Origin of the sequence: Coprococcus phoceensis (assembly GCF_900104635.1) — a bacterium.
Taxonomy (GTDB): Bacteria; Bacillota; Clostridia; order Lachnospirales; family Lachnospiraceae; genus Faecalimonas; species Faecalimonas phoceensis.
In genome coordinates this window covers 2,486,604-2,513,435 of record NZ_FNWC01000007.1, presented here as the reverse complement: position 1 = coordinate 2,513,435, position 26,832 = coordinate 2,486,604, and the positions used below count along the sequence as shown (strand labels likewise).

The 26,832-nt window shown below is 41.3% G+C and carries 30 protein-coding genes and 1 pseudogene; 22 read left to right on the top strand and 9 right to left on the bottom strand.

All coding sequences use genetic code 11. The annotated features are described in order from the left end of the window. The first annotated feature begins 3 nt into the window (after positions 1-3). The 7 genes from BQ5364_RS15500 to BQ5364_RS15470 all read left to right on the top strand — a co-directional run bounded on the left by BQ5364_RS15500 (position 4) and on the right by BQ5364_RS15470 (position 6,422). Positions 4-333, top strand: a complete 330-nt coding sequence (locus BQ5364_RS15500; protein ID WP_022415592.1) for a DUF1648 domain-containing protein — start codon at positions 4-6, stop codon at positions 331-333. A 61-nt stretch (positions 334-394) separates the two neighbouring features. Next, positions 395-628: an LPXTG cell wall anchor domain-containing protein gene (locus tag BQ5364_RS15495; RefSeq protein WP_005333531.1), complete on the top strand. Its 234-nt coding sequence runs from the start codon at positions 395-397 to the stop codon at positions 626-628. A gap of 64 nt (positions 629-692) precedes the next feature. After that, on the top strand, positions 693-1,067 hold the full coding sequence (locus BQ5364_RS15490) for a hypothetical protein (protein ID WP_330383125.1): 375 nt from the start codon (positions 693-695) through the stop codon (positions 1,065-1,067). Between the two features lie 225 nt (positions 1,068-1,292). Further along, entirely contained in the window at positions 1,293-1,967 is a 675-nt protein-coding gene (locus BQ5364_RS15485) for a response regulator transcription factor (protein WP_005333533.1), read from the top strand. After that, on the top strand, positions 1,940-3,193 hold the full coding sequence (locus BQ5364_RS15480; RefSeq protein WP_005333534.1) for a sensor histidine kinase: 1,254 nt from the start codon (positions 1,940-1,942) through the stop codon (positions 3,191-3,193). Before BQ5364_RS15485 ends, BQ5364_RS15480 begins: the two co-directional genes overlap by 28 nt. 95 nt (positions 3,194-3,288) lie before the next feature. Next, positions 3,289-3,960 carry an ABC transporter ATP-binding protein gene (locus BQ5364_RS15475; RefSeq protein ID WP_172676439.1) on the top strand — a complete coding sequence of 224 codons (672 nt, stop codon included), beginning with the start codon at positions 3,289-3,291 and terminating at the stop codon, positions 3,958-3,960. Positions 3,961-3,965: 5 nt separating this feature from the next. Further along, a complete protein-coding gene (locus tag BQ5364_RS15470; protein WP_235837185.1) occupies positions 3,966-6,422 on the top strand; it encodes an ABC transporter permease in 2,457 nt (818 codons plus the stop codon). A 495-nt stretch (positions 6,423-6,917) separates the two neighbouring features. Here BQ5364_RS15470 and BQ5364_RS15465 read toward each other — a convergent pair whose 3' ends face one another. The 9 genes from BQ5364_RS15465 to BQ5364_RS15425 form a co-directional block, all read right to left on the bottom strand. Continuing rightward, entirely contained in the window at positions 6,918-7,844 is a 927-nt protein-coding gene (locus BQ5364_RS15465; protein WP_083382884.1) for a S1 RNA-binding domain-containing protein, read from the bottom strand. Between the two features lie 16 nt (positions 7,845-7,860). Next, a complete protein-coding gene (locus BQ5364_RS15460; protein ID WP_022415647.1) occupies positions 7,861-9,831 on the bottom strand; it encodes a VirD4-like conjugal transfer protein, CD1115 family in 1,971 nt (656 codons plus the stop codon). After that, positions 9,821-10,927: a hypothetical protein gene (locus BQ5364_RS15455; RefSeq protein WP_022415648.1), complete on the bottom strand. Its 1,107-nt coding sequence runs from the start codon at positions 10,925-10,927 to the stop codon at positions 9,821-9,823. The genes BQ5364_RS15460 and BQ5364_RS15455 overlap by 11 nt, the downstream gene beginning before the upstream one ends. 109 nt (positions 10,928-11,036) lie before the next feature. After that, positions 11,037-11,738 carry a DUF6100 family protein gene (locus BQ5364_RS15450; protein ID WP_005333541.1) on the bottom strand — a complete coding sequence of 234 codons (702 nt, stop codon included), beginning with the start codon at positions 11,736-11,738 and terminating at the stop codon, positions 11,037-11,039. A gap of 6 nt (positions 11,739-11,744) precedes the next feature. After that, the gene (locus BQ5364_RS15445; RefSeq protein ID WP_005333543.1) at positions 11,745-12,272 is read right to left on the bottom strand and encodes a DUF5697 family protein; all 528 of its coding nucleotides are present in this window, start codon (positions 12,270-12,272) and stop codon (positions 11,745-11,747) included. Positions 12,273-12,600: 328 nt separating this feature from the next. Beyond that, positions 12,601-13,449, bottom strand: coding sequence for a MerR family transcriptional regulator (locus BQ5364_RS15440; protein WP_005333545.1), 849 nt, complete (start codon positions 13,447-13,449; stop codon positions 12,601-12,603). A 132-nt stretch (positions 13,450-13,581) separates the two neighbouring features. Beyond that, complete coding sequence (locus BQ5364_RS17995) at positions 13,582-14,112, bottom strand: hypothetical protein (RefSeq protein ID WP_005333547.1); 531 nt, start codon at positions 14,110-14,112, stop codon at positions 13,582-13,584. A gap of 2 nt (positions 14,113-14,114) precedes the next feature. After that, the gene (locus BQ5364_RS15430; RefSeq protein ID WP_023921589.1) at positions 14,115-15,290 is read right to left on the bottom strand and encodes a MarR family transcriptional regulator; all 1,176 of its coding nucleotides are present in this window, start codon (positions 15,288-15,290) and stop codon (positions 14,115-14,117) included. Between the two features lie 417 nt (positions 15,291-15,707). Next, positions 15,708-16,232: a helix-turn-helix domain-containing protein gene (locus BQ5364_RS15425; protein ID WP_071144618.1), complete on the bottom strand. Its 525-nt coding sequence runs from the start codon at positions 16,230-16,232 to the stop codon at positions 15,708-15,710. Positions 16,233-16,465: 233 nt separating this feature from the next. On the opposite strand from BQ5364_RS15425, the gene BQ5364_RS15420 reads away from it, so the two are divergent. From BQ5364_RS15420 to BQ5364_RS15355, 15 genes and pseudogenes are all read left to right on the top strand, one after another. Further along, the gene (locus BQ5364_RS15420) at positions 16,466-16,648 is read left to right on the top strand and encodes a helix-turn-helix domain-containing protein (RefSeq protein ID WP_022250156.1); all 183 of its coding nucleotides are present in this window, start codon (positions 16,466-16,468) and stop codon (positions 16,646-16,648) included. 21 nt (positions 16,649-16,669) lie between these two features. Further along, positions 16,670-17,284: pseudogene (locus BQ5364_RS15415) on the top strand (tyrosine-type recombinase/integrase); the annotation flags it as partial. A gap of 298 nt (positions 17,285-17,582) precedes the next feature. Continuing rightward, entirely contained in the window at positions 17,583-18,368 is a 786-nt protein-coding gene (locus tag BQ5364_RS15410) for a ParA family protein (RefSeq protein ID WP_071144617.1), read from the top strand. Further along, on the top strand, positions 18,358-19,254 hold the full coding sequence (locus tag BQ5364_RS15405; RefSeq protein ID WP_071144616.1) for a ParB/RepB/Spo0J family partition protein: 897 nt from the start codon (positions 18,358-18,360) through the stop codon (positions 19,252-19,254). The genes BQ5364_RS15410 and BQ5364_RS15405 overlap by 11 nt, the downstream gene beginning before the upstream one ends. A gap of 35 nt (positions 19,255-19,289) precedes the next feature. Then, positions 19,290-19,601 carry a DUF6050 family protein gene (locus BQ5364_RS15400; RefSeq protein WP_071144615.1) on the top strand — a complete coding sequence of 104 codons (312 nt, stop codon included), beginning with the start codon at positions 19,290-19,292 and terminating at the stop codon, positions 19,599-19,601. 129 nt (positions 19,602-19,730) lie between these two features. Beyond that, a complete protein-coding gene (locus BQ5364_RS15395) occupies positions 19,731-20,129 on the top strand; it encodes a hypothetical protein (protein WP_044921493.1) in 399 nt (132 codons plus the stop codon). Between the two features lie 13 nt (positions 20,130-20,142). Further along, complete coding sequence (locus BQ5364_RS15390; protein ID WP_005344165.1) at positions 20,143-20,541, top strand: single-stranded DNA-binding protein; 399 nt, start codon at positions 20,143-20,145, stop codon at positions 20,539-20,541. A 13-nt stretch (positions 20,542-20,554) separates the two neighbouring features. After that, the gene (locus BQ5364_RS15385; protein ID WP_071144614.1) at positions 20,555-20,947 is read left to right on the top strand and encodes a hypothetical protein; all 393 of its coding nucleotides are present in this window, start codon (positions 20,555-20,557) and stop codon (positions 20,945-20,947) included. Continuing rightward, positions 20,940-21,821: a replication initiator protein A gene (locus tag BQ5364_RS15380; protein ID WP_005344169.1), complete on the top strand. Its 882-nt coding sequence runs from the start codon at positions 20,940-20,942 to the stop codon at positions 21,819-21,821. Before BQ5364_RS15385 ends, BQ5364_RS15380 begins: the two co-directional genes overlap by 8 nt. A 10-nt stretch (positions 21,822-21,831) precedes the next feature. Continuing rightward, the gene (locus tag BQ5364_RS15375) at positions 21,832-22,650 is read left to right on the top strand and encodes a replication initiator protein A (protein ID WP_071144613.1); all 819 of its coding nucleotides are present in this window, start codon (positions 21,832-21,834) and stop codon (positions 22,648-22,650) included. Continuing rightward, on the top strand, positions 22,650-23,444 hold the full coding sequence (locus BQ5364_RS15370; protein WP_071144612.1) for an ATP-binding protein: 795 nt from the start codon (positions 22,650-22,652) through the stop codon (positions 23,442-23,444). Before BQ5364_RS15375 ends, BQ5364_RS15370 begins: the two co-directional genes overlap by 1 nt. An 82-nt stretch (positions 23,445-23,526) precedes the next feature. Beyond that, positions 23,527-24,018, top strand: a complete 492-nt coding sequence (locus tag BQ5364_RS15365; protein ID WP_055057305.1) for a PcfB family protein — start codon at positions 23,527-23,529, stop codon at positions 24,016-24,018. A 23-nt stretch (positions 24,019-24,041) separates the two neighbouring features. After that, positions 24,042-25,901: a VirD4-like conjugal transfer protein, CD1115 family gene (locus tag BQ5364_RS15360; RefSeq protein WP_330389491.1), complete on the top strand. Its 1,860-nt coding sequence runs from the start codon at positions 24,042-24,044 to the stop codon at positions 25,899-25,901. Between the two features lie 121 nt (positions 25,902-26,022). Further along, positions 26,023-26,163: a Maff2 family mobile element protein gene (locus BQ5364_RS17565; protein ID WP_041254350.1), complete on the top strand. Its 141-nt coding sequence runs from the start codon at positions 26,023-26,025 to the stop codon at positions 26,161-26,163. 139 nt (positions 26,164-26,302) lie between these two features. After that, positions 26,303-26,677, top strand: coding sequence for a hypothetical protein (locus BQ5364_RS15355; RefSeq protein ID WP_071144610.1), 375 nt, complete (start codon positions 26,303-26,305; stop codon positions 26,675-26,677). The last annotated feature ends 155 nt before the right edge of the window (positions 26,678-26,832 follow it).

Below are 26,832 nucleotides of genomic sequence, written 5' to 3'. Positions count from 1 at the left end.
GTTATGAAATTTATCAATACTAGAAAATTCACATGGATAATTTGTATAATAGGATTTTTGCTTGCTCTTGTAAGTATATTTTTCTTACCGAGTATTATTCCAGTACATTTTGCAAATGGGATTGCGGATGATTATGGAAGAAAAATACAAATATTTTTATTTCCTATATTACAAGTGCTTATCACTTTTTTGACTGGACGAGAAAAAGTAAAATATTGCCTGACACATTCAAAAACTTTCTTAACGGACATTCAGTTTAATTGGATGATAGATGGTGTACTTTTATTGGTAATGTTTGCAGAAATATGGGTTATCTATGCTTCATTTGCATAGAAATACTTGCATAACAATTTACATTTGATTGAGCAGATAAAAATGATTTGAGGTGGTAGCAATGAAAAAGCGATTGGGAATCATAGCCGGAATTTTAGGAATTGTATTGGCAGTCATTGGCATTGTACTGAAGCAGAAAGAAAACACAGCCGTTTCTGTTATTGGTGGTGCGGATGGCCCGACTTCTATTTTCATAGCAGGGAAGTTAAATGGTGATAATTTTATTTTTATGATTGTAGTTGGAATTATTTTATTGATTTTGGCAGGAGTTATTTTTTACAAACGTAAGCATTAAGTTACAGTTTTTTAGACTGTGTATGGCGGAAGAACCGGGAAAGTGTAGATATATCATGGGGATTTTGGAAAAAAATAAAAAAAGTAAGGGTACAGCGTTTGTCTATGATGAGAATAATGATTACTATAAGATGGAAATAAACGGGATTGAATTTGTCTGTGACAGTATACATTCCGATTATGAGAAGCATGCAGTTGAACTGGCACAGGCGTATGAGAAAAGGCTGCCGGATATCGTGGATTATCTTATGCCGGATATAAAGGAGATGTTTGGAATTACAAATCCAGATGTAATAGCAAACTCACTAGGAAAGCCGAGTATAGATTTGGATAGAGGAACACTGACTTATCTGGAGCACACAATGGACAGCCTACATATTATTGAAATGGAATTTGACGGTATCTTCACGGCATTCTATAACTCCTGTATTGATGGATAGGACTTTAGTAACATAGAGCTGCAGTTGTCTACAGCTTTTATCCAGACTTCGGATGTTACAGAGAAGCAATCAGAAATGGATTGATCGATTTCTGAAGCAGTATCCGGTGAAATCCTTGAACATATGAAGGAAAAGTATGTATGTTAATTTTATTTTTATTGTAGACAAAAGATAGGACTGATATGATAAAAGAACAGGTTATTACAAATAGAGGTGGAGTATTTGATGCAGAAAATATTATTACTGGAGGATGACTTGAATCTAAATCGGGGAATTGCCCTGTTACTTTCACGGGAAGGGTATGAGGTTCGTCAGGTTTATACAATAAAGGAAGCAAAAGAAGCATTTCAAAAAGGAGATTATGCTCTTGTTATCAGCGATATTACATTGCCGGATGGTACAGGACTGGATTTTGGAAGGATGGTACGTGCAGGTGGAGATACATATCTTATCTATCTTACGGCTTTGGATCAGGAAATAGATATTGTAAATGGTTATGATACAGGGGCAGATGATTATATTACCAAACCATTTTCACTGATGGCTTTGGTGTCGAAGGTGAACGCATTGATGAGACGGCTTTCTAAGGTACAGGCACAGATTATGTCTTCCGGAGAGATTACGGTGCATATGAAAACGATGCAGGTGTATAAAGGGGATGAACCAGTTACTTTAAGTAAGAAAGAATTCTCTCTGTTGCTGTATCTCTGGGAGAATGCAGGACAGATTGTTTCAAAAGAAAGTATCCTGGAGCATGTATGGGATATAGACGGTCAATTTGTCGATGATAATACGGTTACTGTCAATATAAGCAGACTGAAGAATAAACTTGGAACAGAAGAGATAGCGAATGTGAGAGGACTGGGATATATATGGACCGGAAAGGTAAACAAAAATTAAAACGGTATTTTATCGTATATGTAATCTTTGCAGTATTTTTTACAGTAGGAATGTATCTGATAACAAAGTATGAGGAAAATGCGAAAGCAACGCAGATAGCACTGCTCCTTGCAGAACATCCTGAACTGGAAGGGGAAATAGTTGCAATCTGGGAAAAGTCAGGAACAGTAGATTTTATAAGAGACCGGGACGATCAGAAGATAGAAAGAGTCGTACAGATGCTGGAAGAAACTTATGGTTATCACTCAGGGAGTGGATCTTCAGATGTGGTTATAAGGATTATCTGGGGAATTGGATTACTAGTGGGAGTCATAGTATGTAGCCTGTTCTTGTACCTGGACCGAAGAAAAAACTGGAGCAGATACGGTGATGAGGAACAATTACAGCAATTATATGAATGTCTGCAGGAATTCAGAAAAGGAAAATTCCAAACATATCCTGAAGAAACATCAGAATCGGAACAATGGTTAAAGGTGTGGGAATCTGTAAAGGAGCTGGGGCAATATTTCGAAGATTTGAAGGAACGTCTGGAGCAGGAAGAAAATGGTACGAAGAGTCTGATTACAGATATTTCCCATCAGTTGAAGACTCCGCTTGCATCACTCCGGATGAGTCATGAGCTGGTGGCAGAAAATCGGGTTACAGGAGAAGAACAGAGGGAGTTTCTGGAGCAGGAATCACAGGAACTTACCAAACTGGAACAGCTCTTGAATGAACTGGTAAATCTTTCAAGGCTGGAAACACATATGATCCAGATACATTCGCTTCATGAAAGCCTGAAGAAAACGCTAACAGAGGCTGTCAGTCAGATTTATATGAAGGCAAGAGGAAAAGATATTTCCATTCAGGTGGAGATGGATGATGATATAGTTGTGAACCATGATTCAAAATGGACGGTAGAAGCATTAACGAATATCCTTGAGAATGCAGTCAAATATTCACCGGAACATACAACGATTACAGTGAGGACGCAGGAGCTAGCAAGCAATGTGCTTATTGAAGTAGAAGATGAAGGAATGGGCATTCCTGCGGAGGAACTGCATAAGATCTATCAGAGATTTTACCGGGGAAGGAAAGCAAAGGAACAGGTAAAAGACGGAGCGGGTGTCGGTCTGTATCTTGCCAGAAAGATCATAGAAGAACAGGGGGGGACAATAGCAGCCAAAAGAAAGGCTGAGAAAGGTATGATATTTAAAGTGACACTGCCGCTCATAATAGGAGAATAGTCGGAACCCTTACAAAACTGTTATGGTTGTTGTAAGGGTTTTGTAATGCAGGAATGTTATAGTAGGGGTATGAAATGGAAAGGGGACTTGAAGATATGAGTAGTATTTTAAAAGTAGAAGATCTAGTAAAGTATTATGGAGAAGGCGAGAATCAGGTGAGAGCCGTGGATCATACAAGTTTACAGATAGAGAGAGGCAAGTTTACAGCTATCGTAGGACGTTCCGGCTCCGGAAAATCTACACTTCTGCATCTGATTGGAGGGCTTGACAGACCGGATTCCGGCAAAGTATGGATTGATGGAACCGATATCTATTCTCGAAAAGATGATAAACTGGCACAGTTTCGAAGAAAGAAGATAGGATTTATCTTTCAGGATTTTAATCTGATTCCATCGCTGAATGTGTGGGAGAATATCGTTCTTCCGCTGGGACTTGATAATCGCAAGGTAAAGCCGCGGGAAGTGGAAGATATTCTCAAAAAAATCGGACTGCAGGATAAGAAAGATGCGATGCCGTCTGCTTTGTCTGGTGGACAGAAACAGAGAACTGCGATAGCCAGGGCATTGGTGACAAGACCGGCGATAATTTTGGCGGATGAGCCGACGGGAAACCTTGATTCCCAGACTGAGCTAGAGGTTATGAGCCTATTGAAAAGCTGCGTGTCGGATTTCGGGCAGACGCTTATCATGATTACCCATGATGAAACGATTGCCCAGATGGCGGATGAAATGATTATCATTGAAGATGGCAAGGCGGTGAGAAGATAATGAAGATGACGACCAGAGTTGCATATTGCAATATGCGGCATTATAAGAGCAAAAACATACTGATTGGAATTGCCATTATCCTGACAACATTACTGCTGTTCGTAATCCCATCAATCGGAAAAGATATGGTGGAAGTGAACTTTGCGGTAATCAATAAGATTTATCCAACATGGCATGCCCTTTATCGGAACGTGGACGAGAGTACAGTTATGAAACTGGCGGCACATCATGATGTGAAAACTTACGGACTCCGCAGCGATGCGGGGTACATGAATCTGGAAGATGCGACGGTTTCCATGATGTATATGGACAGAACAGGGATGGAACTTTATAAAGTGAAGCTGAAAGAGGGGCAACTTCCGCAGAAAGAAAATGATATTGTGGTTTCAAAAGGAATACTGGAAGCATTAGGACAGAATGGGAAAATCGGTGACACTATCACAGTACCTTATCAGATTCTGAAAGATGACGGACTGGATTATACGAAGGAGAAAGACTTTCGAATCTGTGGTTTTTTAGCAGATAATGAGAGCAGCAAAGAACAAAAACAATATACATCATTGGTTTCAGAGGCCTTTCTGAAAGCGGAGATACCGGTAGAACAGGTGAAATATCGGTTTTTACTTCAGGTGAATGGACAGAAAGGAAATACGACTGCAGATTATACAGAGACGATACAGAATATTGCCAGACAGTTCGGGATTTCCGAGGATGACATGAATATTAATAAAGAGTATCTTGCAGCAAATTATGTGGATCCGGCTACAATTCCGGTGATTGTAGGAATCATGCTTATTGTTGTATTGGCGGGCATTATCACAATTTATAGTGTTTATTATGTATCTATGAACCAGAGGGTTCGGGAATTTGGAAAGTTAAAGGCAATCGGGGCTACGAAACGGCAGCTTAGACAAATCGTACTAAGAGAGGGAATGGGAGTGGCGTTGTTTGCCATTCCGATAGGACTTTTGATCGGAACAGTTGCTGTGAAAGTTGTACTTCTCCAGTTTGTAGAACATGCAAAGGATTCAAACGTACTTATAACAGAGGCATACAAGGTTGTAGCTAAAGGAGAAGTCCAACTTTATTATTGGTGGATTTATCTGTTGGCAATTGCAGTGACTCTGTGTACAGTGTATCTGTCACTGATGAAGCCTATGCGTATGGCGGCGAAGGTATCAGAAATAGAAGCTATGCGTTACCAGGGAGGCAGTAAGCGACAGAAAAGCAGCAGGAAGGGATATCAATTTCTGAATATCGGACGACTGACCAAGAGAAATCTTGCAGAGAATAAAAAGAAGAGTACTATCACGATTGTATCTATGGCCGTTACCGGAATATTTGTCATGATGGTAGCAACGGTGCTGTCTTGTGTAAATCCGATGGAAAGTGCAAAGAGTTCGATTGTGGGGCAATATGAGATTTCTCCAATTGTGGAATCCGGGAATAAAGAGCATCCTGAATATGAATGGGCGGAGGTTCAAAAGAATAATCCATTAAATGAAGGACTAAAGCAGCAGATAGAGGAGCTTGACGGTGTTGAGCGGGTAGATGTGTTTACCGCGTTGAAGGTATCAGGAGGACCTTTTGAAGAAAAAATTGGAACCGAATTTATCAATGGAGTGCCGGAAGAATACGCAGAAGAGCTGAAAAAAGGAATCACTGAAGGCAATGTCACATACGAGGAATTGAAATCCGGGGATAAAGTGATTCTGGACCGCGCGCTACTTCACTGGTATCCAGATATTAAAGTGGGAGATAAGCTGAAACTCAATATTCATGATGGAGATAATACCTTTCAAAAAGAGATTGAAGTGGCAGCAATTGGTGAATATGGAACAGGTCTGACAAACTATAACTGTCTTATCATGGCAAAAGAAGGGGCAGAGAAACTTACCATAAATAATTCTTCCAGCTATTTTCAGGTGATTGCAGATAAGGATTATGATGAGGCACTGGAAGCATCTCTACAGGCTATTGTGGATGGATCAGGCAGACTGCAGATGCGTACCTGGAAGAATGAGTACGATACATGGGAAAATGCCATACAGATGACTAGAGGTGCATGTTATGCATTTATCATCATTCTGGCAGCAATCAGCATTATGAACTTGATTAACACAATGATCAATAGTGTCCATGTGCGAAAAAAGGAGCTTGGCATGATGCAGGCAATCGGAATGTCGGACCGTCAGTTGATGAAGATGCTCCAGTTGGAAGGTATATTCTATACAGTAGGCACTCTTATTATCAGTATCGGAGTGGGAAGTCTTGCAGGATATCCGTTGTTTTTATATGCAAAGCGTACAGGAATGTTTGATATCAGCACATACCATTATCCGGTAACAGCAGCTATTATTATAATTTTAACATTGTTTGTGATACAGATGTTATTGGCAATATTCATTGCAAAGTCAGTAAGGAAAGATTCATTGATAGAGAGAATTCGTTTCAGTGAGTAAGAATATAAATTTCTGATGTTTAATGCAGATACTAATCAATGTCATAATAAAAAGGGGGACTTGATTTCTCAAATCCCCCAGTGTATAATGAACTCAAGAAAGGTATTCAGATGCAAAATCTGATGCCCTCAGTTAAATTTTATATTCTATGTATAAGTCATAGCATCCAAAACTTTCCTAGGGTCGTGGATGCTATTTCTTATTATGTCGATCTATATAAGTCAAAGCCGCAAAAATTACCAATAGTAAAGTCAATACTTCCATTGTATTCATGGGCATCACCCTCCTTGGATACTAGAGGGCAAAATCGAAATGCATCCGTCTTTCCGGTTCAGTAATACCGAATCAGTATAACACGTTACCGTTTTCAGTACAATAAGGTAATGGTCTGAAAAATACTTTATTCTGTCACCTTATGTAGCTGTATCGTGAGTATTTGCTGGACTAATTGGTGCTGTATATGAAAAAAAGCTATTTAAAAATAAGGTGGAAGCCTTATATGGTCTGCTTGATGATGCGGGTGATGATGCCGAGGGCAACATTACGCTCTTCATCAATATGCGTCACCACAAAGGATACCTGATCCTTTTTCCCGACTGTCCGGCTGTCATAGCAGGAGTGGGCAATGGCATTGACACCGATGGAGAGCCGGACAAAGACGGTGCCTTTATGGATGTCTTCCACAGTTCCGGCGTATTTTCCCTGAATCTTACATTTTTTCATGTTTTCCTTGCTGGTGTTGCCTTCCACACTTTTGACATCTGCGTGGACAATGACCTGCTCCGGTGAGTCTGCCCGCACATCCAGGATGCGTACCAGGATGTGATCGCCTACCTGGAAGCGTTCTCTGGCATCACCCATCCAGTCGAAGGACAGGTCTCTGGCAAGAATGGAGGTTTCCACACCGAAAATTTCTGCCCGGACTACCTTTTCCGCAACAGCAATGACTCTTGCCTGCACGATACGGTCTTCATAAACTTTCGGCATTCCGGAAGCATCTTTATCCAGATAGAAGATCTGGCGTTTCTTCAGCATCGCTTCTTTCCGGCTGGCGACAATGCTGCGTGTCTTCGGATCTAATCCCTTAATCAGAAAATCAATCTCACATCCAAGCATATTGTTGAGGATTTTGTTCTGCCGCAGAGCAAGCTCCCCATAATCGTGTGCTTCATCCTGCATGAGATGGATCATCATCTCAGTTACTGGGATGACAGTACGGAAATCCTTGTAGTAAACCACGGCAATGAGGCTGCCGTTTTCTGTTTTCTCGATACCGCCAAGCATTCCGGTTAAGATCCGGCGGGTACGGCAGGCATTCTGGATCTCATGCCAGGTAAGGTCTGAAATGGACTGGGCTGTTTCCAGCTTCGCATCGGAATCCAGAGTTAAAATAGGTGTGTTGGTTGTTTCGTTTGGCATCATAGTGTCTCCTTTCAAATTATGACATGATAGAATCTTTATCTAAAGGAACCATGTCTGTGTGATCCGAATAGTTATCTGCTGAGAAGTCATCCGGGAAATCGTGATAGCCAGGTTCCTGATAAACGCTTTGCTGGTCAAAGTGCGGTTCAGCTTTTTTCTTTTTCTGCTTTCCATAAGAAGCGGTTTTTTTCGGGTGGGAAGCAGGAATAGTTGGAGTGTACGTATATTCTTCACTACATGCTCCTTTTCTCCATTCCGGAATATGTTCGGAAGCCTTCCGGGGAATGAGTTTTTGGGCATCCGGGTGCAGGGTGTAATCGTATTTTTCTACCTGCAGTACCTTCTGACCACGCAGGATAATCAGTGCAGTATCCAGCGGGAGCCGCAGGATCTCATCCGGAGTTAAGAGCTTTCGTTTCCCGATGGATCTGGTCTGGCGGTATTCCGGTGTATAATCGGATACCCTCCAGCTATTTAATTGTTTGGCTTCGCTGCTGACACCAACGGTCACATCACCGGAGCGGTTAGAGATAAATGTAGCAGTTACCTCATCCGTACAGCCTAAAAATAGCTGAGTGTCGCAGTTCCCGATGATTTCCTGCCATTGGTTTAAGGGATACCGGTTCTGCATCTGAGGCAGGTTTTGGAAAATGCAGGAAATACTGAGGTTTCGACTTCGGATCACGGAAATCTTTTTGTTGAGCGATAGGATTGCTCCCGTATTCGCCAGCTCATCAGCCAGGATATGTACCGGAACCGGCAGTTTTCCATCTTCCCCATAGGTGTCTGCATAACGGACCAGTTTGATAAATACGAAGGTCATAAACAGGGAAGAAAGAAAATCAAAAGTGCTGTCTTGATCCGAAGTGATGCAGAAGTATGCACATTTTTCTTTTCCCGGCAGCGTCAGGTTGATCTCATCATAGGAAGTGATCTGGCGGATCAGCTTGTTCTGGAATACCTGAAGTCTGGAACCGAGTCCGATGATGACGCCGGAACGTACCGTGTCACTTGCCTGCTTATAGATGCAGTAGGGGACTTTTGCCGGATGGGAGACCGGAAGCAGGTCAAAGAGGCTGTTCAGTTCTTTTTCCGAACTCATGGTCAGGAGTTTGTATACCTGTCCGATATTCTTTGCCTCCGGTGGGAATCCCTGATCCACATAGAGAATCAGAGCTTTTAATAAGTTCATCTCGGCATTGTCCCAGAAGTGATCGCCTTTGGCAGAACCGGTATTCTGGATGATGACATCAGCAAATACCTGTGCCATGGTTTCCTGTCCGCCAATTTCACCCAGACAATTCCAACTATCCGAGTTTTCCGGGTTTACAAGATTAAAGGATTTCACGATATATCCGGCATTCTCAAGGTAAGTGGCTGTACTTTCGTACAATTCCGATTTTGGATCGGTGATGATGAGGCTTTCCCCGCGGGCAACACACTGGAAGATCATGTTGCGTGCAAAGGCCCGGCTTTTCATGGAACCGCTGGCACCGTAAACGGCAATATTCCGGTTCATGCGGGTATCCTTCGGGAGACAAACGGCTTTTCCGTTCAGTTTTCCAAGAATGGTTCCCTTGTGTTTCTTGACATCATTCGTAAGCTCCAGTACCTGATGCATTTCCTCCAAAGTCATAAAACCGGAAGTCCCATAGGTTCCCTTTGTGGAATAATTCAGGTTCCGGCCCCGGTCTGTTATTTCCCCGTTTCGGTCAAATCCCATACGCATGAGAAGGAAGGTCAGGAGTCCAAAAGCTGCCAGACATAGAAAAATCCCATACAGATTGTACGGGAAAGCAGTCAGGGCATCCAGACAGGCGAGCGGGTGCGGGGAGGGGATCTGCGGGGCAGTTCCGTTTCCGGCAAAATTGCCGGCAGATTCCCAGGTCTGATAGTTGCGGATAAATTGAGCAACATAGCCTCCTGCATAGAGGGTGCAGAAGGTGATCGGAAGCATATAAATGAGCTTCCACCATTTACGGTTCATGTAAAAACCCCCTTTTGAATTTGCAAAGGTCAATACTGGAGAAATGGATTGTGGCAGTTAAGTATTTTTTCAGGACCGGAATCTGAAAATCGAAACAGATCAGGTTCCCGGATCTGCCGTATACATTTAAGCCGGTATTGAACCGGTTGATTCGCTGCATGTCAAAATCATAAGCAAGAAGGATGGGGTTCCCGGAAGCATCCGTGGCATCATGTTCCAGTGGAATTGAATCGCTGCGGCAGCCCAGATCGGACAGCAGGAGGTTGTCCAGCTTTTCCATGATCTCAGGGTGAACCAGCAGTTTTAAAAGCACTTCCCCTTCCGGAGTATTGGGAAGGTAATGGAAATGCTCGAAGGAGGTGTCCAGCATAAACAGGCTCTTTTTGTAGCCTCCGGTACTGGTAAACAGCCGGAAAGCCATTTCCATGTCGGTTCCGGTCATGATTGCCCGGATCTGTGGATGTCCGTTGTAAGGGTAGCCTTGCAGGTAATGCTGCAGGAAGGCGTTTAAGCGGACTTCCGTTCGATATTCCCATTTCAGGACTCCGTTTCCCGTGTTATAAAGGACATAGACACATTGCGGTGCCATCAGGATGCCCATGCTGCGGGAGTTCCTAATCTTCGTGGTCTCCGGGCCCAATTCCTTAATTTCTCTGGAAGCGTAAAAAAGAGGAAGGCTTCGCATACCGATGGAACCAGCTTCGCGGTGATTACAGAAGATGTCAGGTTTTACATCCGGATAAAAGGGAATCCCGGCATGAAGGAGTGTCAGATACGTTTCGGCTTTCTGATGTAAGCGGATACGTCGGGATACTTCACTTCGGATGAGGTTCGTCTCGGTATTGCCGGTCAGATAGCACTGGAAGCGTAGCGGCGAGACAGATAACAGCATCTCTTTCGCAGCTTTTGTAAGACGGTAGCCTCTGAGAGCATCCCGGTAGTGGGTACGGATGAGGTGTTCCGCCTTCAAATCCGTAATGAGTTTTTCCGCATAGGAGGCACTTGGGATGAGTCTGTTTAGCTGGTCTGCGGGAAATTCCCCGCACATCCCTATCATTTCCAGTAAGCGGTATTTCGTAGTGTCAGGTCTTATCAAATAAGCATCACCTCAATTCAGTTCTTACCCATGCAAGCCTATACTTGGGTAAATCTCCGGTGGTTTGGAGATAAAAAAAGCAAGAAAACAAAGTTCCCTGCGGTGGTTCTTACCGATGTCGGATTTCTGCCTGAGAAGTCAGGAGATTTTCCGACATGCTTTCGTGATGATTTTTCTGGTTCTGCAGCCATTTCGGAAAGTCAGCTTTTTCCATAACCGATACCAGTGTACAGTCCTTTAAGCCAAGCTGTGTCGTGTAGTAGGAATCACAGAAAAAGCCGCTGTCATCTGTCAGAACATAAGTACAAAGTGTATCCAGAATCTGTTTAAACTCCAGATTGTCATAATCCCGGATACGTCTTTGAGGAAGTTCCCTGTCATATATTTGACTGAAACATATCACGCAGTCACGATAGAGGGGCAGGGCATTTTGTTTTACATACTCCCGAAGCATATAATTAAGCGGTTCATGGAGAAATGCAGTGTTTGTGTGGACTCTTCGTTTCGGAAGCAGTCCGGGAAGCGTAATGGTGAGAATCCCCTGCTGTTCTGCAATCCGCATTCCCTGTGCATCTGCCGCTTTGGGAAGATAAGCTGCTTGATTTGGGGAGAGAGCCGGACAGACAAGGTTACGCATCTGGCAGGCAATCCGCTCCGCCCGAAGAGCAGCACTGACGCTCAGTTCCTCAAAATTTTTATCATAATTCTGGATATCAGTGACCTTCAGAGCGTAAACGGTATTCGTCAGTTTTTGCAGCTCCCCTTCCAGTTTTTCAAGCCGCTGGTAAATGGTTGGTGTATTTTGCGTCATAATAACCTACTTTCTCATGTAGTAACTGACAGCACCGGATTCATTTACAAGGCAGTAAGCGGCTACATCATCAATGGTGATTTTGGCAGCCTGGCTTTCGGATTCTAAGACAATCAGGCGTTTGGAACCATGTGATGGGATACTTTCCATCACATGATTGATCAGAGCCTCCTGTTCTTCACCGATATAGATGATTTCGTATTGTTCATCTTGCGAAAAGAAATTGAGCTTGATTGGAAATTCGCCACTGGTGTGGTATACAACACCTTTCTTAAAATCCAGCAGTACCCAGAAGCATGTAATTATAGCATAGTCAGGATTCTCAGCAGACTGCTGGCTGTCACAAAGAAGGTCATGCTCTTTATCGTAAATGATGCGCCCTTGTTTGATGAGGCTGGTAATCAATGACTTGATAGACTGCTCATGTCGGGAGAAAAGTTGTAAAACCTGGTCATACCTCAGAGTATGGTAAGTGGTAATGAACCGTAAGAGCTTGGCTCCCTCTCCTTGATAGATTTCGTTCCTTGTTTTCATGATTGACTCCCTTCTATATATAATAGGAAACTTTATACATATGGCTGTACGTACAGGATACGTTTGGTATTGTAAGTATAGTGTACGTACAAAGTACATAGAACCTGCTGTCAGCGATTGAATTTACAGGTACAAAAAAAGCACCATCTATGGGTGCTGGAAATAAGGAAAACTATAAGCAATACCTATTGTAGCATGGGTAATTTTACGCTTCAATCGCAGAAGCAGGTCATTTCTGTGCCATTTTCACTGGTTGGCATAAAAAAAGCAGGAAACCATTTTGATTCCCTGCATGGTGTATTGTTGTGCTTTTGTGTAGTTCTAATGATTACTTGTCTTTATAAAATGCTTCGAAAGCTTGTGCGAAGAATTCGGCTGTACCATTGCCGTATTTTTCATCTATCATAGGTTTGATTTTTTCATTACGGTAATATTGAGCCTGTGCAACCATCAGACCGTGTTCTTTCTTTATCTGTGAAAGTTGTTTCATAAGAAAACCGTATTCGGAAACAAGTTCTCTTACTTCAGAAGAATCTGGTGAACATACTTTTTTAGCTGCTAATTTGTATAAAAGATTGTCAAATTGTTGGTTGTAACTTTCTGCAGCCTCTTTGCTAATAGGATTGTTGGCAACAGACAGGAATTGCTCTTTTCCTCCATACCACTCAACAACTTTAGCATAGCCTTTCTGCATTTCTTCTGATGAAACTGTCTTAATATAATGCTTTTTCCATTCTTCAATGCTTCCAAACTCTTTTACAGCAAGTTCTTTCATATTGTCAGGCATATGTTCAAACATAGTTTGGAACATTTCTTCAACTTCCGTTTTACTAAAAATCGCAAAATCCATTTTATTCTCTCCTTTCAGGATATCATCAATGCTGGCAATCAGATGTTCCATACGTTCTTTCTTTGCTACCAACATTTTTCTCTGCATTTGCAAGATCTGGTTCCTTTCAAGAGCAGGATTCTCCAGAACAGCTTTGATTTCTTTCAAAGGAATGTCAAACTCACGGAAAAACAGAATCTGCTGTAATATTTCCAATGCCCTATCGTCATAAAGCCGGTATCCCGCATCACTTTTTTGTGTTGGTTTTAAAAGCCCGATTTCATCGTAATAGTGAAGCGTGCGAACGCTGATACCTGTAAGTTCTGATATTTCTTTGACTGTCCTCATAGTTGCTGACCTCCTGTTCCTGATAAGATAACTGTACGCTATGACGTTCCGTGAGAGTCAATATATATTTTGCATTTTTTAGTATAACATTTTTATGATATTACGAAAAGCCGAGGAGATAGGCGATATGTATTACTCTGGAAAGAACTTGTTGAGCGTATCCAATGTCTCTTTTGCAGTAAATCCCCAAAGGATGGTACTGAGTGCTTCAATCGCAGCCCTGCGTTTCCGGTAATAGGTGCGGTAGGAAATATTGGTGATGTGGTGAGCCAGCTTATCCAATATCTCATCTGTATTTTTCATTTCCTGTGGAGAGAGAAAAGCGTAGTAGAGAATCCAGTAATACTGTTCCCCATGCTTGTGATTGTTCCGGAGGAGATCGATGGATGATTCCAAAAGCTTCAGCATCTGGTTGCTTCTGGCAATACTTTTTGCCCGTTGTTCGATGTCGCTTCCGGTAAGATCAGCCCCGGCAGCATAGATGGAGTCCAGAAATTTGTCGATGTCATTGTCGTATTGGAGCTTAAACTGGTGCTCCATCTGGTGTACGACTACCTTCAGGCTGTAGGTTGCATCCCGGTATCTGCGTAAAAACTGATAGGTGTCGTGAAAACGTGGATCTTCTTCGGGTGAAGGAAATCCCTGTGTATTGCGGTTTGCCATGTCTATTCCCCCCCTTTCAGTGCAGAAGGCTCTGCCACGGCAGGCATCTTTTGGGCAGACTCATCCCCTGGACTTACGGACAACTCAAACCGATAAGCGGCATTTCCGTAGGGACAGATAATATTTAGAGTAAATGTATTAAATATATCTTTGCAGGCTGATAATGGAGATAATATATAGCGGGTTTTGGAGCAGTGGCAACATGGAATCCCTTGTGAATCCAATAGTTCTGCGACTTTTTGCACGATAAATTTCATGTGTGAATCTGGAACGCAGGAATCATTTTTTGTAACGGTGATTTGTGAGTCTGTGACAGTTTCTGAAACGCTAACAGAAGCAGAATCCTCAATAGTGATTTCTTCAGGTACATGGATTGGTAATTGCATCTTCATAGCGATCTCCTCCTTGTCAATCATAACGTCGCTGATATTAAACATCACGGACAGGTAATTGTTGAGATAAATTACGCTTCCGTGTTTTCCTGTAAATGAGATAAGTGTAATGTATTCTTTTTCCTCCAGTTTCTTCAAGAGTCGTGATACCGATGCCTTTGACAGACTCCACCTTTCACCCAGTTCATTAAAGCTGGTAAGGGGATTTCCGGTATTATCCCGGTAATAGACAATGGGACCGGAATCAGATCCCAGGACAGAGGAATCGTTGTAAACTGCATGAATCCACAGATCCAGAATAACATCCATTTCCGAGCATTTTCCAATGCCAATTAGTTCGTGAACTTTGGCAATCGGGAAAAAGAAAAACCCTGTATCTTTTTTACAGGGATAGTTGTATTCCAATACGGTATTGTCTTTGGGCCAGTCTGATATTTTGAATTTGACCAGGCGGTTTTTGCCGAGAAGAGAGTAGGTAATGTAATTCTGCTCTTCAAAAAATCGAAGGATGGACAACGCTTGATGTTGGAAACGGCAGCGAAACCATTCCTGAAGATCTGTGACTGTGCAGATCCACTCTCCTGGACCAATGGTATAGGTAATGTGTTCCATCCGGCGGTAGGATGTGCGGTAATTTGCATAGGAGCATAATACCAGATAATAAAAAAGAAAAGAGCCCCCGGTAGTTCGGATGCTCTTGGTAGTGATTAAAGTTTGTATGAAGTCACGGTAAATGCGACAGCGTGGAAATTCCACGATTTGTTTGAGTTCTAATTTGTAATTCATGGTGATCTTCCTTTCAAAGTATATTTAATTGTAATCGGACTTTTCATAGTGTTGGTATCAAGAAGAAGCCGATGGAAGTATAGCAAGTAGTCGTGTCACTCATTGCATTTTTATTGCATTTTTAAAATTTAGATTATGTGGCTATGTTGCTCTTAACTGGTTAAAAAGCCTTTAAAATCGTCTATATGCGTTAATACTCCGTACTGTCTGTCTGGAGTTTGAATAATCCACACAATTATAAGAACCCAGTATTTATGCGGGTTGCAAATAAATATGTTTAGTGATTGGCAACAAAATGGCAACATTTTGCGATTATTCAAGAGATAGAAATTTTATTTCATAACGTATATAAAGAAACCTTACTGATTTTCAGAAGTAAAAAACTGAATATCGGTAAGGTTTTTCTATTTTCTTCTTTTATTTTTCTTTTTTAGTCAATTCTTTTACGAGGTAATCACTCAGTTCCTGAGATGGTACCTTGGCACGTTTCTGGTAAGTATCCAGTTCCGGGTACTTATATCTCCATTTATCATATTCTTCCTTGCTGATTTCACCGTTTTTCAGTTTGTCAGCTTGTTCCATCCATGCACGAAGCATTTCATCGACAGATGAGCCGGGAGCAGATATGGAAGCGTCAAGACAGAGATGGGGCTGTCCATCTACATTTCTTACCTTTAGACCATATATATCTTCCAGTGCAAATAGTGTGTGCATCAGACCTATATGAGTATCAATATCGGGCACGGTTAAAGCATGAGTATTGACATCAAAGATCTGAGACATTTGTTTTACAAGATCAATCTTAGGAACTCTGGCTTCAGATTCATACTGAGCCATGCGGACATCTGATGTTTTTCCCTTGAATCCAAGTTGTTCTCCGAGTTGCTTTTGTGTCATGCCTTTGCGGTTGCGAAAAAATTTGATACGTTGTCCGATTGCCATTGTTGTTTGCCTCCTTATAATGGTCATTCGTGTTGCTGGAATTAATTGTGATAGAAAATAAAACAATTCTGTTTAGGTTCAGTATAGCATGAGCAATTTTAGATAGCAAGAAGAACTTAAACAAAAAAATTTAATATTCTTATAAAACTGCTTGACTTAAATTAAAATGTTTAGTATCATGCAAATGTAACGACTTAAACAAATTACGTTAAGATAGAGAGGAGAGATGCGATGTGACGAACAGAACTTTTATGACAGTAGAAGAAGTTGCAGCGGAACTGGGAGTTTCCAAGTCTTATGCTTATAAGATTGTCAAACAGCTAAATGAAGAATTACAGAAGCTGGGTTATCTTACGGTAGCTGGCAGAGTAAACACCAATTATTTCCGCAAAAAAGTATGTTACAGCGAAATGTAAGAGAAAGAGAGGAGAATTTGTATGAGTATTCATAAAGATAATGCCACTGGAAAGTGGCGAGTAGTCTATCGTTATACCGATTGGACAGGAGAAACGCACCAGTCATCAAAAAGAGGATTTCCTACAAAACGAGAAGCACAGATGTGGAAACGAGAGCTATTGCTGAAGAAAGAAGCCAAACTGGATATGACTTTCGAAAGCTTTTATGAGATTTATGTGGAGGATATGCAAAATCGAATTCGTGATAATACCTGGGGAACGAAAACAAATATTGCCAGAACTAAAATTCTTCCTTATTTCGGAAAGCGTAAAATAGGAGAAATTGAGCCCAGGGACATTATTGCATGGCAGAATGAACTGCTTGCGATCCGTCAGCCAAATGGAAAACCGTATTCTGCTTCTTATCTGCAGAAAATTCACAGTCAGTTAAGTGCTATTTTCAACCATGCAGTTAATTTTTACCATCTTCCATCTAATCCAGCACAGAAAGCAGGAAATATGGGAAAAGAGGAGCACCGGGAAATGTTGTTCTGGACAAAAGAAGAATATCTGAAATTTGCAGATGCCATGATGGACAAGCCTGTTTCCTATTATGCATTTGAAATACTTTACTGGTGTGGGATTCGCATGGGCGATGATGATGATAAAATAAGACTAAATCAACGGAAACCCAGTAAATACAAGGGGTTGAGTCGATTTGGTCCTGAAAAAAACTTGCAACGAATCAACAAATTTATGAAGGAAAGGCCTATCTTTTATAAAAACCTTATTCAGATGAAAGAAAATTTCCGCTTTTATCTGAGATGCTTTTACTGTATCACGAAAGTGGTGATATTACAATTTAATAGTGAAAACAGGACCGAATTAGCTCGTAATGGATGAAAATCTGTTTAGCTGATTCGGTCATTTTTATTGATTGAAAGGTGATGAAAAAATGGCTAGAATTATTTCTATTGTAAACCAAAAAGGGGGAACTGGAAAGTCCGCATGTACAGCTAATTTAGCTGTAGGATTAGCACAAAAGAATAAGAAAGTGTTAATCGTTGATGCCGATCCACAGTCTGATGTATCCGCAGGATTTGGATATCGTGATTGTGATGACAGTAATGAAACACTTACAGCTCTTATGGATGCAGTAATGAAAGATGAAGATATTCCTTCCGACTGTTATATCAGACATCAGGCAGAGGGAATAGACATTATCTGTTCTAATATTGGACTGGCAGGTACGGAAGTCCAGTTGGTAAATGCAATGAGCAGGGAATATGTATTGAAACAGATTTTATATGGTATCAAGGATCAATATGATGCAGTCATCATAGATTGTATGCCATCATTGGGAATGATTACGATCAATGCGCTGGCTGCATCGGATGAAGTCCTCATTCCGGTTGAAGCGTCCTACCTACCAATCAAAGGATTGCAACAACTGTTAAAAACAATCGGTAAGGTTCGTAAGCAGATTAATCCGAAGTTGCAAGTCGGTGGGATTCTGTTCACGATGGTCGATGCGCATACAAATGATGCCAGAAATAATATGGAACTTCTCAGAAATGTATATGGAAGTCAAATTCATATCTTTGATAATTATATTCCATTTTCTGTAAGAATGAAGGAAGCAGTCAGAGAAGGACAGAGTATTTTCTCTTATGATCCGAAAGGCAAAGCTACAGAAGCTTATCGGGGAGTGACGGAGGAGGTGCTGAAAGATGCCATCTAAAAAAAGAGAAACTCCCATTTCCTTACAGCCACTTGATGTGTTGTTTGGAACAAACGAAGAAACAAACAATGGAATTTGTGAGATAGCAATAGGAAGCCTTCATCCATTTCCAAATCACCCGTTTCAAGTAAAAGATGATAAGAAAATGGAAGAATTATCAGAAAGCATTACACAATATGGCGTGTTGGTTCCTGGTATTGTGCGGTTGAGAGGGTCCGGTGGTTATGAGCTGGTAGCTGGTCATAGGCGAAAACGAGCATGTGAACTTGCAGGATTAGAGAAAATGCCTGTTATCATCAAAGATCTTACAGATGATGAAGCGACGGTGATCATGGTAGATTCCAACATTCAACGAGAAGAGCTGCTGATCAGCGAAAAGGCATTTGCTTATAAAATGAAATATGAGGCGTTAAAGCGTCAGGGGAAACGGTCTGATTTAACTTCTTGCCAAGTTGGCAAGAAGTTGGCGGCGGAAGAAGTCAGTCAGAATACAGGAGATAGTTCCAGACAGATTCTTCGATATATTCATCTGACAGAGTTAATCACAGAGCTTTTAGAACTGGCAGACGAGAAGAAGCTTCCCTTTAATACAGCTGTTGAAGTTTCATATTTGAGAAGTGAAGAACAACAGATATTGCTTCAGTATATGAGTAATCACAATATGGTACCGTCCATGAAGCAGGCAAAGGAATTGAAGCAGATTTCAAAAGAGCGGATGTTGACGTATTCAGAGATTGACCAGATCTGTATGAATGAGAGTACTGAGAAAGTACAGGTGCAGATTCCTGCGAAAAAGCTGAAACAGTATTTTCCTGAGTCATATTCTAAAGCTCAGATGGAAGAAGTGATATTTATGCTCCTAGCATCATGGGCAGAAAAACAATAATATGATATGAAAAGTTGGACAGAAGGAATGAAAAGATGATGATAGAAGATGTAATTAAAAAATCAATATTGCCACTGGCATTTATGCTATTCTGGATCTGGATGGTATTTACCATCATGAAAGTCAGTGGACAGACAGAATTGTTCTGGTGGATATTTCTTTCCGGACTTCCATTTGGAATACATAAAATGCGGCTGATTCTAATCCCTAGAGGAATGGATACCACAGCAACACTTGGTATGGCTGCATTAAGTGTCATCATTGGAGCATTGATTGGAAGTATCATGATTCCAGTGTATGTGATTAGAGCGATATACGTGTTTATACGGTATGTCATTGGAAAATAGAATATTAGATTGATAAGAGGCAGGCTTGCGAAAACAAAAATCGTAAGTCTGCCTCTTTTTTTGTGCTTAAAACCAGGCAATTCAGGGGAAGTCCCTTTTGCAAATATATATTCTTGGAGGATTTTTAAGATGAGAGAGCGAATTGAAAGTAAGCATGTAACTAAGGAAATCAAAAGTCAGATGCCAGTGATTCCGGTGGAAATTGTTAAAGAAAGAGGCTGTACGTTCTGCCCGTATTATCTGGGCAATTATGAGAAACAGCCACGTTGTATGATGAAAACCTGTGCCTGGGATGATGAAAATGAACGTTTCCATCCAGTTCTTCGTGAACTGATCCCATTTTACAAAGAGAAGATGGAAAAAGCAGAAGAAAAGTTCCTTGCAATGAAAAAGATTTATACAACACTGTTAGGAATGTTTGCCGATGAAATGAAGCAAGAAGAGTTGGAAAAAGATGAATGTTACGGATGTGCCTATGGAAAATGTGGACCATGTATCGGCATCTGTTACAAATCAATGAAAGCATAGGAGGGTTAAGCCAATGAATACAACAGTTATTTCCGGGCGATTGGTAAGAAATCCCGGATACAACGAAGTGGAGAATGAAAAAGGACTTCATAAGATTGCCAAGTTTGTTCTGGCAGTCAGAAGAAATTATTCCGATGAAGTCAGTTTCATTCCGGTAAAGGCTTTTGCAAAGAAAGCAGAATTTGCCAGAGATTATCTGATGCAGGGCACGAAGGTCATGGTGGAAGGCGAGATTGTCACAGGTAATTATGAAGATAAGGATACCGGGAAAAAGATTTATACCACCGAAGTGTATGCAAACCGGATTGAATTCGCAGGTGCAAAAATGGTTGACAGACCACCGTTTCCAGAAGATGCGGAAGGGTTCTTAGAGATCCCAGAGGGCATGGAAGAAGAAATGCCGTTTAGATAGAGGAGGATAAAAGATGGGTTCAGTAGATCAGGCGTATATGGTAGGGCATATGAAAAATGCCGATGGAAGTATCAATAACAAAAATGTAGTGCTGTCAGCAGCAGGTGAAGCAGCGGAACTGTTCCAGTGCATGATGTCAGTAAATCAGAAACTGGAGGACTGGCAGAGATTTAACCACACCTTGGAGCAGCATCTTAGAAGTGTGGAATGTGAGAAAATCCATGATATCTGTCAGGCAGTATATGGAATGAAACATCCGTCCGATGAACTGGAAGGATTGTATCTGGCAAGAGAGGATGAACAGATATGCCTTCTGTACTATCAGGTATTTGTAGGGATGTTGGAAATCAATATTAATTCAGCCGAAGTGCTGTACAAACAGAAGGAGGAAACAATCAATGAGTAAGATGGAGTATATGCTGGTAGATTGTCTGCAGGTGCCGAAGGTGCTGTTCCAGATGGAAAAATACAAAAATCTGTCAAATACAGCAAAGATTTTATACAGCTTATTTCTGGATCGTTTGAAATTTGCGGTGCAGAATGGTTGGGTAGATGGTAAGGGGGATTTGTATGTAATTTATCCAAAAAGTGAAATGAAGAAAGACCTGAATACAACCAGATATGGGGTAGATCAGGCAGTACAGGAACTGGTGGAGGTTGGAAATCTGGTGCGTATCATTCCGAACAATGGAAAGGCAAACCACTTTTATATCAACGATATTTATGAAAATGAGATGGAGGAAGAATCAATGATGACATTAGACAGCATTATGGCAAATATGCCGATGGAAGAAAGAGAAATCATTATGGACAAAATGGTGAAAGCATCCAGAGATATTCTGGAAACAATTGCAGATATGGGATATCTGTATGAATATGAGACACCACTGACTTCAATGGAAGAAAGAAATTATCGAGATGAGCTGGGACAGCTTGCTGTTGATCAGATTTCCTGCGATGGCTATGAATTTGGCATGAATCTGGCGTTCGGAATTCTTGAAGAGAATGAGGAAAATGCTGATAGAGTACTGGATATTCAGAAATATGTGAACAGGCAGAATAAAAAGTGTTCAAAAAAGAAATTTATGAAAGTTCTGGAGACTCTGGTACACGCAATAGGAAATGATGAAGGATTTATTGCCGATATGTATGCGTGTGATAAAGAGGCTAGGGAAATCTATTTGGAAGAAGCGATGAATGCATTCAATTATGTGCTTGATGAATTATGTCATGGTACAGGAAGTGCAGCAGGGTATGACTTCAATAATATAGAAGAATAGGAAATAATTTATGGCAGATTTTGAATACTTCAGAGCAGAAGAATCTGACCAGTTTTCTTTTTTCCGGATACCGAAAGCTCTGTTTACCGAAAAAGAATTTCAGAGTCTTTCAACAGACGCAAAGCTCCTTTATGGAATTCTGCTTGATCGAATCAGCCTGTCCAAGAAAAATGGCTGGATTGACAGTGAGGGTTATGTCTATATCATTTACACGATCGCAGAATTGCAGGAGCTGTTGCGAATGTCGCATACGACAGTGACAAAGCTTCTATATGAGCTGGATAGTGTGCATGGGATTGGATTGATCGAGCGGTATCGGCAGGGGAATAATCGTCCCTCTGTCATATATGTGAAAAATTTTGTAAAACGGAGTAGAGGAAAGCCAGTAAGATACTTTGTTTCTGGAATGCCAGAAACTGGAAATCCAGACTGCAAAGAATTGGAAATCCGGATTGCAAGAAACTGGAAGTCCGGAACGCAAAAAAATAGAAGTCCGGACTGCAAGAATCTGGATGGAAGTAATACTAAGATAAATAAGACTGAAAAGAATCATACTGATAAGAGTAAGGGCAATACACCCGCTTTGGAAGAAAAATTCAGTCAATATGGTAGATTTAAAAATGTTGTTCTGTCGGAAGCTGAACTGCAGGAGTTGATGACGCTATTTCCATGGGATTACCAGAAACGGATTGATCATCTTTCTGTTTATATGAAATCCAGTGGAAAAGAGTATCAAAACCATTTTGCAACAATCTGTCTTTGGGCAGAAAGGGATGGAACCAGGATAGGAATGGATAAATATGAATTTCAGGAAGGAGAAAGCCTGTGATGGAAAACAAAGTAACAGCAGATTATCTGGACGAAGAGGGATGTCTTCATTGTGGCACCTGTGGAAAAAGAAAACAGATGAAAGTCAGTCTGATGGGTTTTGAGCATGTAGTGTCCTGTTTGTGCGAATGCGAGGTAAAAGCCAGGCAGGAACTGGATGAGAAGATGCAGCGGGAAGAAGAACAGCGGCAGCTTTATCAGAGAAAATCCGTCGGACTTCGGGAAAGAAGATTCTGGGAATGGAAATTTGAAAATGACAATGGAAGCAACCAGAAGATACTAATCGCCAGGCAGTATGTAGAAAACTGGACAGATATGAAGAGAAAAAATGTAGGATTGCTTTTGATGGGACCGGTTGGAACCGGGAAGAGCTTTTTTGCAGGCTGTATTGCAAATGCACTTTTGAAACAGGGAGAACGTGTCATGATGACAAACTTTTCCAGGATTTTAAATGAAATGACCAGCTATCAGGCAGATAAGAACCAGATTATACAAAATCTTGTGGATTATCCGCTGCTGATTATTGATGACTTGGGAATAGAACGAAATTCCGAGTTTGCTTTGGAGCAGGTCTATAATGTGATAGACAGCCGCTATTGTAAAATGCTTCCGCTGATCGTAACAACGAATCTGGGACTGAATGAAATGAAATCCACAGATTTGGATACTGCCCATCAGCGTATTTACAGTAGAATACTTGAAATGTGTGTTCCCATCTATTGTGGTGGAGAAGATAAGAGAAAAGAAGAAGGGACAGAAAAACTCGTACAGGTGCAGAACCTGATTACCGGTTAATCTGTCTTTTTTCATTAAAGGGGGTGATTGCCATGATTACAGATCTGGACAGCAGTTGAATCGCTGAAAGGAGGGAAAAGTCATGCAGGAAGAGGTAACTCAGAAAACGGTCACGTTCTGTATTCGGGCTACTAAGATTACGGCAGACCTGTTGAAAAAGGTTCTTGTTGCGTATCTGCGTCATCAGAAGCAGAAATCAGTAGAGAAGAAAGCACAGAAAAATCAGCCGAAACAGGGAAAGGTCACGGTAAAAGAGCTGGCAAAACAGAATGCCGGGATGGTCAATATCGAGATCACAAATAAGAATATCAAGTCCTTTGAACGGTATGCCAGAAAATACGGGATCAATTATGCTCTGAAAAAAGACAAGAGCAAAGAGCCTCCGGTTTATCTGGTATTCTTCAAGGGACGTGATCAGGATGCACTCAATGCTGCTTTCCGTGAGTTTTCCCAGAAACAGATTCAAAAAGCGAATAAACCTTCCATTCATAAGCGTCTTGCAGCTTACCGGGCAATGATGCCAAAGAAGACGAAGGACAAAGTAAAGAACCGGCATCAGGAGCAGAGTCGATGAAAAAGAAAAGCGGCAAAACTCTGATGCAGAAGTGGAAGAATAAAATCGGGGGTAAGCTGTCCGCCCTGGATAAAAAGAAACTGGTTCTTACAAATATCCCTTATGCTCTGGCTGCTTTCTATGCAGACCGGGCATTTTTTCTTTACCGGAACAGTCCGGGAGAAGATATGGGGAACAAACTATTATATGCGATGGAACATGCAGATCGGATCTTTACAGGGATTCTGTTGAGTTTTGACCTGAGAGATCTATTGGTTGGAGTAACTGTCGCAGTTATTTTGAAACTTTTGGTTTGGCAGAAACAGTCAGATGCAAAGAAACTTCGGAAGGGAATCGAGTATGGTTCAGCCAGATGGGGAACTGCAGAGGATATAAAGCCTTATATGTCAGAGGATCCCTGGATGAATATTCCGTTGACAGCAACAGAAGCACTGACCATGGAGAGCAGACCAAAGCAGCCGAAGTATGCGAGAAATAAAAATATCGTGGTCATCGGTGGCAGTGGTTCCGGAAAGACACGATTTTTTGTAAAGCCGTCGGTCATGCAGATGAACTGTTCCATGGTCATTACAGATCCAAAGGGCACTCTCATTGAGGAGTGCGGGAAGATGTTAGCAAAGGGACCGCCTAAGAAAGATAAGAATGGAAATATCATGAAAGATAAATCCGGAAAAGTAGTTCATGAGCCATATGTGATTAAGGTTCTGAATACCATCAATTTTTCCAAATCGCTTCATTACAATCCATTTGCTTATATACGGTCTGAAAAAGATATCCTGAAGCTGGTGACAACAATCATTGTGAATACCAAAGGCGAAGGGGAAAAAGCTTCCGAAGATTTTTGGGTGAAAGCAGAGAAATTGCTGTACACAGCACTGATTGCTTTTATCTGGTATGAAGGGGATGAAGAGGAAAAGAACCTGAATACCCTTCTGGATCTTTTGAACGAAAGCGAAACCCGTGAAGAGGATGAAACTTACCAGAATCCTGTGGATATGATGTTCCAGGAACTGGAAGAAAGAGATCCGCAGCACTTTGCGGTCAGACAGTATAAAAAATATAAAATGGCGGCTGGAAAGACAGCGAAAAGTATTTTGATATCCTGTGGAGCCAGACTTGCCCCATTTGATATCGCAGAACTTCGTGAGATCATGTCTTACGATGAAATGGAACTGGATAAGATCGGAGACAGGAAAACAGCCTTGTTCTTGATTATGTCCGACACAGATACAACCTTTAACTTTGTGATTGCCATGTTACAGTCACAGCTTTTCAATCTGCTTTGCGATAAGGCAGATGATGAATATGGTGGAAGACTTCCGGTGCATGTGCGTGTCATCGCTGATGAGTTTGCCAACATCGGACAGATTCCTCAGTTTGACAAGCTGATTGCAACCATACGAAGCAGGGAAATCTCTGCTTCTATTATTTTGCAGTCCCAGAGTCAGTTAAAGGCAATGTATAAGGATAGTGCAGATACCATTCTGGGCAACTGTGATACCACACTATTCCTTGGTGGAAAAGAGAAAACTACCTTAAAGGAAATGAGCGAGCTTCTGGGTAAGGAAACTATTGACCTGTATAACACTTCGGAGACGAGAAGTAATCAGAAGTCTTTTGGATTGAATTACCAGAAAACGGGCAAACAGCTGATGACAGAAGATGAGATTGCAGTCATGGATGGAGGAAAATGTATCCTGCAGATCCGTGGTGCCAGACCATTTTTCTCGGACAAATATGATATCACGAAACACAAAAACTACCGGCTTCTTGCAGATGAAAACGAGAAGAACCGATACAAAGTAGAAAAAGAGTTAAATCCGCAGTACACACCGAAACCCGAAGAAGAGGTGGAAGTGATTCATGTAGAACTGTCGGAGTAACCTTGGGAATGAACGAAAAATAATGAGGAAAGGAATAACTGACATTAGGTGCGCCGGCTTTTTAGTCGGTGTTTTTTCATTCCCGTAAACACCTGAAAGAAGTCAGTTTTGGTGAATGTATATGGCATTTTTTAGCAGTGCAATTACAACTTTAAAAACTCTTGTAGTCGCAATCGGCGCAGGTCTTGGCGTGTGGGGTGTCGTAAACCTTCTGGAAGGATATGGAAATGACAATCCCGGCGCTAATGCTCATGTGCCATAAAGTAACACACCGATAAATGCAGACAGCCAACCTCTATTCCGTATAAAATGGCGTATGTGGCATTTCAAATATGTGGTTTAGAAGTAGAAGAAAACTGAAAACCGTATTCCACGATTTGAAAGGATAGAGGTAAATGAGCATGGAAAAAACAGTATATATCACAGAGAAAGAACGGGAAATGTGCTACAAAGTAATTGGTGCGTTTGCGGAACTGTACGAAATGGAAGATGAAGATATTTTAGTGGTTGATGTTGGTAGGTACGGTTTTGTTAAATTGCAGTGCTATACACCGTCATATGGCTTTGAAGAACTTGACACCTATACAGACAGCCATAGTTTATTTGAAGGGCTTTGGGAGGAATGGCTTAGTCTAAATGTGTTTTTACTTGCTAGGGAAATGCAGTTAGACGATATTCTTTATGAGGATTTATTCAATAATCTGCCAAAGGAAAAACAGTCGGAACTTACCGGGAGAAAAGGCTATTTTGCAAAAAAAGCGGGTATCATTCTGTAAAATGAATTTTGCAGAAAGAAAACGCTCTATGTAGAGGGTAAAAAGATTAGAATGGCTCTGTATATGATAATATGCAGGGCTTTTCTTAATAACCAATATGCTCATTTTGATAAAGACCAAAAGACAAGCATTGTGGAAATGTGCATAACTGGCTA